Genomic DNA, 5,787 nt, shown 5'->3' with positions numbered 1-5,787 from the left:
GTCGATACTGTCCGTGGTAGCGTTCATGAGTGTCGGCATCAATTACGGCATCGATTTCAAGGGTGGTTCGCTGATCGAGGTTCAGTCCAAGACCGGTGATGCCAATCTTGCCGACATTCGCGGTAGGCTGTCGGAACTCAACATCGGCGAAGTGCAGGTTCAGCAGTTCGGCGCGCCGAACGACGTGCTGATCCGCGTCGGCACGCAGGATGGCGGCGAAAATGCCGAGCAGACGGTCATCGACAAGGTCCGCGGCGAGCTGCAGGACCAGTATGATTTCCGCCGCGTCGAAGTGGTGGGACCGACGGTTTCCGGTGAACTGGCCAAGCAAGGCACCATCGCCATGATCGTCGCGCTGCTCGGCATCCTGGTCTACGTCTGGTTCCGCTTCGAATGGCAGTTCGCGGTCGGCGCCATCATCGCGACAGTGCACGACGTGGTCATGACGCTCGGCTTCTTCGTCATCTCCGGGCTCGAGTTCAACCAGTCGTCGTTGGCGGCGATCCTGACCATCATCGGCTATTCGCTGAACGACACGATCGTCGTCTATGACCGCGTCCGTGAGGATCTGCGAAAATACAAGCGAATGCCTCTACCGCAGCTGCTGAACAACGCCATCAACGAGACGCTGTCGAGAACGACGCTGACGTCGGTGACGACCAGCTTGGCGCTGCTGGCGCTGGTGTTGTTTGGCGGCGAAGTGATCCGCTCCTTTACCTTGGCGATGCTGTTCGGCGTCGTGTTCGGTACCTATTCGTCGATCTTCATCGCGGCGCCGTTGCTGATCCTGTTCAAGCTGCGGCCGCAGGCTTCGGCCGATGAGGAAAAGCCGGTGAACGGCGGCAAGGCCGTCGCGACCTGACGCGCGGCCCGAAGGGTGACAGAGTGGTGACCGGCAAAGGCATCGTCATCCGCGAGGCGCATTTCCCCGGCCGCGCGCCGATCGAGGCCTATGGCAATGGCGGGTTTCGCTTTGCCGACATGTCGCATCGCGGCTCGCTGCTCTGCGTGCCCACGGGCATCCATGGCTGGGAGCCGGCAAATCCCCTGGCGCTGACCGTCGCGGATTTCGACAAGCTTCTGGCGGAAGCCGACAAGGTCGAGATCCTGCTGGTCGGCATGGGCAGGGATTTGCGGCCCTTGCCGGCGGCGCTGCGGGCGGCGCTGAAAGAGGCCGGCATAACGTCCGACCCGATGTCGACCGGGGCCGCGGTCCGGACCTACAATGTCCTTCTGGCGGAAGACCGCGCCGTGGCCGCGGCGCTCATCGCCGTCGATTGATATGTTGCAGAACGCCAAAATCGTCATGGACGCGGTGCGCGCCGCCGACCATGACAGGTATCTCACCGCGCTCTACGCGCCTGCCGACAAGCGCGACGCGCTGTTTTCGCTCTACGCCTTCAATGCCGAGATCGCCGGCATCCGTGACCGCATCCATGAGCCGTTACCCGGCGAGGTGCGGCTGCAATGGTGGCGCGATGTCATTGCCGCCGGCGGTGAGGCGGGCGCGGGCCATCCCGTTGCCGACGCCTTGAACCTCACCATTACAGCATTCAAGCTGCCAAAACTGGCCTTCGAGAACATGCTCGAGGCGCGCATCTTCGATCTCTACGACGACCCGATGCCATCTCGCACCGATCTGGAGGGCTATTGCGGCGAGACGGCGGCCGCCCTCATCCAGCTCGCGGCGATGGTGCTTGATCCCGCCGAGGCGCCAGGGTTTGCCGAACTGGCGGGCAGGGCGGGTTGTGCGCAGGCGATTACGGGGCTTTTGCTTCTGTTGCCGCTGCACCGCAGGCGTGGACAGTGTTTTATCCCGGCCGACATCCTGGCGGCGGCGGGCTCGTCGCCGGAAGAATTTGTTGCCGGCGACGGCGGGCCTGGTGCCCGGCGCGCGGTGGCGGCGATGATCGCGCTGGCGCGCGAACACCTGTCGGCCTTCGAGCAAGGCGCTGCGGCGCTGCCGGGGTCGTTGCGTTCGGCATTCCTGCCGCTGGCGCTGTCACGCGCCTATCTCGCCAAGATGGAAGGCTCGCGCCACTCACCGCTCGGCGGCGTGGCACGGCTGTCGGCGTTGCGCCGGCATTGGTTGCTGCTGCGTCGTGCAGGCAAGGGCTGGCCGGCACTTTGACGTAAACGTCAATCGTGTTAAGGAGTCCGCCTGCCGAGAACTGTCGCCGAAGACGACAGGCCGGCCGGGAGGAAATCGATGAGCTTGTCCGTGCTGGTTGCGATCGTCGTGCTCGGCATTGCGCTGTCGGGACCGCATGTTCGGCACCTTCGTGGAGGAGCTAGAAGAGGATCGGCCGCGCTATGGGATCGTCAAGAACCTGGGCACCTTCAACCGCTGAAGGTGGCGTTCCACGAATGGATCGGCATGTTCCGGGATGCGTTCGCGCCTGGGCTGACACCGCGCGAGCGCCTGAACTACCTGATCAAGCCGCCGGGATGGAGCCATGACGGTTCGCGCGACACGTCGGAAATGCTGAAGGCGGCTTATGTTCGGAGGAATCCGGGGGAGGCGGGCAAGCCGGGACTGCCGGCGGCAGGCCTCGAGGCCGCGGAATAATATCGCCTGAGGACTGATCGCGCTGTCCGCTACTCCGCCGCCTGAGCCGTCTCCGCCGGCAAACCCAGCCACTGTCGACAGTCACTCCGCGCTCGCGACGTGATCGCATGCCGTTTGGCCACGGTTTTGTCCTTGCCGCGCATGCGCTTGCCTTCGGTCTTCGGCGCTTCGACGGGCGGGAACAGGCCGAAATTGACGTTCATCGGCTGGAAGGATCTTTTCCCGGGCTCGTCGTCGGAAACGATGTGGCCGCCGGTGATGTGGTTGAGCAGCGCGCCGAAGGCCGTCGTGAGCGGCGGCAGGGACGGTGCGTGGCCAAGCCGCTCGGCTGCGGCGAAGCGGCCGGCGAGCAGGCCGATGGCCGCACTTTCGACATAGCCTTCGCAGCCGGTGATCTGGCCGGCAAAACGCAGGCCGGGCCGCGACTTTAGCTGCAGCGAGGCGTCGAGCAAGGTCGGCGAGTTGATGTAGGTGTTGCGGTGCAGGCCGCCGAGGCGGGCGAAGTCGGCGTTTTCCAGGCCCGGAATAGTGCGGAAAATACGCACCTGCTCGGCGTGCTTCAGCTTGGTCTGGAAGCCGACCATGTTGTAGAGCGTGCCCAGCGCATTGTCCTGGCGCAACTGCACCACGGCATAGGCCTTCACGGTCGGATTGTGCGCGTTGGTCAAGCCCATCGGCTTCATCGGTCCGTAGCGCAGCGTTTCGACGCCGCGCTCGGCCATGATCTCGATCGGCAGGCAGCCGTCGAAATAGGGCGTGCCTTCCCACTGCTTGAATTCGGTCTTCTGGCCGTCGATCAGCGCCTGTACGAAGGCGAGATATTGGTCCTTGTCCATCGGACAGTTGATGTAGTCCTTGCCGGTGCCGCCAGGCCCGACCTTGTCGTAGCGCGACTGGAACCAGCAGGTATCCATATCGATCGTGTCGAAATGGATGATCGGCGCGATGGCGTCGAAGAAGGCCAGCGCATCGGCGCCGGTCGCCTCGGCGATTGATTGGGCAAGCGACGGTGCGGTCAGCGGCCCGGTGGCGATGATCGCCTGGTCCCACTCCGCCGGCGGCAGCCCTGGCACTTCCTCACGCTGTATCGTGATCAGCGGATGCGCCTCGAGCTTTTTGGTCACCGCCTCGGAGAAACCGTCGCGGTCGACGGCCAGCGCGCCCCCGGCCGGCACCTGGTTGGCGTCGCCGGCACTCATGATCAAGGAGCCCGCCAGCCGCATTTCGGCGTGCAGAAGGCCAACGGCGTTGTTTTCGGCATCGTCGGAGCGGAAGGAATTGGAACAGACCAGTTCGGCCAGGCCGTCTGTCTTGTGGGCGTCGGTGCCGCGAACCGGGCGCATTTCATGCAGGATGACGGGAACGCCGGCTTGCGCCGCCTGCCATGCCGCTTCGGAACCGGCGAGGCCGCCGCCGATGATGTGGATTGGATTTTTGCTCATGGCCGCCGGAATAATCGCTTGCCGTCGCGATTGCAATTGTCGCGCGGCGGTAACGCGAACGCTGGTCGGGAAAGCCTCCGCCTGAAAACAACAACACCCGCCGGGGGAGGAGGTCCGGCGGGTGTCGTTTTTTGGGGCGACCCTCGGGAGGAGGTGAAGATCGACCGTATTCGTCATCGCCGGGGAGGAGGTCGGCTCAGACGAAATTCCTTTCGCATTTTTAAAGAGGGCGAAGCCTCTTGGGCAAATTCGTTTTGCCCCTGGGAAACAACGCCCGCCGCGGGAGGAGGTGCGGCGGGCGCCGTTTTGGTGGTCAACCCTTGGGAGGAGGTAAGGGCTGACCGTATTCGCTTGAGGTCGGGGAGGAGGTCGACCCCAGCGAAATTCTGTTAGATCGCCCTGCGGGCGACGATCTTGATTTCGTCGCGGACGATACCGAGATCATGCAGCTGGCGGTTCGAAAGGCGACCCAGCTCGGTAACCGTCTCGCGATAAACGCGCCAGTTACGATAGTTGCGGATCAGGTTCATTGTCGTTCTCTTTTTCAAAACTGGTTCGGACCATTCGCGGTCCGAAGAATTAGACCGCCTTGCGAGCGACGTAAGGAATGTCGCTGCGGCTGATGCCGAGGTCGGTCAGTTCACGGTTGCTCAGGCGGCTCAGCTCGGAAACGGTGTCCCGGTAGCGGCGCCAGTTGCGGTAGTTGCGGATCAAGTTCATGGTAGTTCTCGTTTCGTCTTTCTTGCGGATCATTCCGTTTGTGTACGAACCATAAGTAGGGGGACCCATATCGATTTAAAAGCGCTATGGCTGCATGGCAGCAATGCAAATTGTGCAATGCAACATTAACGCGCCTTCACGGACCTGACACAAAGAAGCCAGAATCAGAAAGTGCCGTGACGTCAACGGTTTGGGTGCGTCGGTTAAAATGACGGCCGGGTGGGGAGAGAGGACATGGCGGGGTACTCGACACGGATCAGGGCCGACATCGAGCGGTGGCGGCAGGCCGGACTGATCGACGCCTCGACGGCTGACGTGCTGAGGCGCGACGTCGAGGGCAACGCACGCCAGTCGCTCAGCTTCGGCTCGATCCTCGCAATGATGGCGGCCCTTCTCTTTGGAGCCGCCATCCTGATCTTCGTCGCCGCCAACTGGGATGCGATTCCGCGCCTGGCGCGGGTGGCGGCGCTATTTGCCATTATCCTCGGCGGCTATGTCGGCGGCGCGGTGCTGAAGACGCGCGACCACGCGGCAATCGGCGAAGCGCTGTGGATCGTGGCGGGGGCCGCGTTCGGCGGCTCGATCGCGCTGATCGGCCAGATGTACCATTTGTCCGGCGACGAGGCTTCGGCGCTGGTCACCTGGGGCGCCGGCACGGCGTTGGCGGCGGTGGCGCTGCGCTCAAACCCGCTGACCGTGGCAGCAGTTGGCATCGCCGACGCCTGGCTGTTCCTGAAAGGGTTCGATTATTACAGCCGCAGCGGCTTTCCGCATGCCTTCGTCGTCATGGCGATCGTGCTGTTTGCCATCTCGTTCTGGACCCGCAGCCAGCCGGCGCGGCACCTGATCATCCTGTCGCTGCTCTTCTATCTCATATTGCTGGCGACGGACCATGCGACGCTGCCGGTAGCGATCCCGCTGGTCATAGTTTCGGCGCTGCTTTTCGCGGGTTCGGTCTTTGCGCCGGAACCTGTCGACAGGATCGTGCAGCTCGGCGGCCGCTTGCCGCTGCACGCATTGCTCGGCTTCCTCACCGGCCTGGCCATCATCCAGTTC

At 63.5% G+C, this 5,787-nt stretch carries 7 protein-coding genes and 1 pseudogene; 5 read left to right on the top strand and 3 right to left on the bottom strand.

Annotated elements, in window-relative coordinates:
- From secF to EOA36_RS25230, 4 genes and pseudogenes are all read left to right on the top strand, one after another.
- Window positions 1-862, top strand: an 862-nt coding sequence (gene secF / locus EOA36_RS25245; protein ID WP_127279884.1) for a protein translocase subunit SecF, incomplete at its 5' end; no start/stop codon positions are given.
- A gap of 26 nt (window positions 863-888) precedes the next feature.
- Complete coding sequence (locus tag EOA36_RS25240) at window positions 889-1,281, top strand: Mth938-like domain-containing protein (RefSeq protein WP_127279883.1); 393 nt, start codon at window positions 889-891, stop codon at window positions 1,279-1,281.
- A gap of 1 nt (window position 1,282) precedes the next feature.
- The gene (locus EOA36_RS25235; protein ID WP_167531453.1) at window positions 1,283-2,131 is read left to right on the top strand and encodes a phytoene/squalene synthase family protein; all 849 of its coding nucleotides are present in this window, start codon (window positions 1,283-1,285) and stop codon (window positions 2,129-2,131) included.
- A gap of 130 nt (window positions 2,132-2,261) precedes the next feature.
- A pseudogene (locus tag EOA36_RS25230) lies at window positions 2,262-2,569 on the top strand (sterol desaturase family protein); the annotation flags it as partial.
- Between the two features lie 29 nt (window positions 2,570-2,598).
- On the opposite strand, the gene trmFO reads toward EOA36_RS25230, so the two are convergent.
- The 3 genes from trmFO to EOA36_RS25215 all read right to left on the bottom strand — a co-directional run bounded on the left by trmFO (window position 2,599) and on the right by EOA36_RS25215 (window position 4,731).
- A complete protein-coding gene (gene trmFO / locus EOA36_RS25225; RefSeq protein ID WP_127279882.1) occupies window positions 2,599-4,011 on the bottom strand; it encodes a methylenetetrahydrofolate--tRNA-(uracil(54)-C(5))-methyltransferase (FADH(2)-oxidizing) TrmFO in 1,413 nt (470 codons plus the stop codon).
- Window positions 4,012-4,400: 389 nt separating this feature from the next.
- Window positions 4,401-4,541 (bottom strand): DUF1127 domain-containing protein, encoded by a 141-nt coding sequence (locus EOA36_RS25220; RefSeq protein WP_013895120.1) that lies wholly within the window; start codon window positions 4,539-4,541, stop codon window positions 4,401-4,403.
- A 49-nt stretch (window positions 4,542-4,590) separates the two neighbouring features.
- Window positions 4,591-4,731 carry a DUF1127 domain-containing protein gene (locus EOA36_RS25215; RefSeq protein ID WP_013531315.1) on the bottom strand — a complete coding sequence of 47 codons (141 nt, stop codon included), beginning with the start codon at window positions 4,729-4,731 and terminating at the stop codon, window positions 4,591-4,593.
- Window positions 4,732-4,965: 234 nt separating this feature from the next.
- Here EOA36_RS25215 and EOA36_RS25210 point away from each other — a divergent pair.
- Window positions 4,966-5,787, top strand: an 822-nt coding sequence (locus EOA36_RS25210; RefSeq protein WP_127279881.1) for a DUF2157 domain-containing protein, incomplete at its 3' end; no start/stop codon positions are given.

The organism is Mesorhizobium sp. M8A.F.Ca.ET.021.01.1.1 (assembly GCF_003998025.1).
GTDB lineage: Bacteria > Pseudomonadota > Alphaproteobacteria > Rhizobiales > Rhizobiaceae > Mesorhizobium.
The sequence above is the reverse complement of the archived record's forward strand: the minus strand, read 5'-3'. Positions and strand labels throughout refer to the sequence as shown.

Excerpts from the sequence above, each read along its gene's own strand:
- EOA36_RS25235 (WP_167531453.1), top strand. The coding sequence starts at position 1,283 with ATGTTGCAGAACGCCAAAATCGTCATGGACGCGGTGCGCGCCGCCGAC.
- trmFO (WP_127279882.1), bottom strand. The coding sequence starts at position 4,011 with ATGAGCAAAAATCCAATCCACATCATCGGCGGCGGCCTCGCCGGTTCC.
- EOA36_RS25220 (WP_013895120.1), bottom strand. The coding sequence starts at position 4,541 with ATGAACCTGATCCGCAACTATCGTAACTGGCGCGTTTATCGCGAGACG.
- EOA36_RS25215 (WP_013531315.1), bottom strand. The coding sequence starts at position 4,731 with ATGAACTTGATCCGCAACTACCGCAACTGGCGCCGCTACCGGGACACC.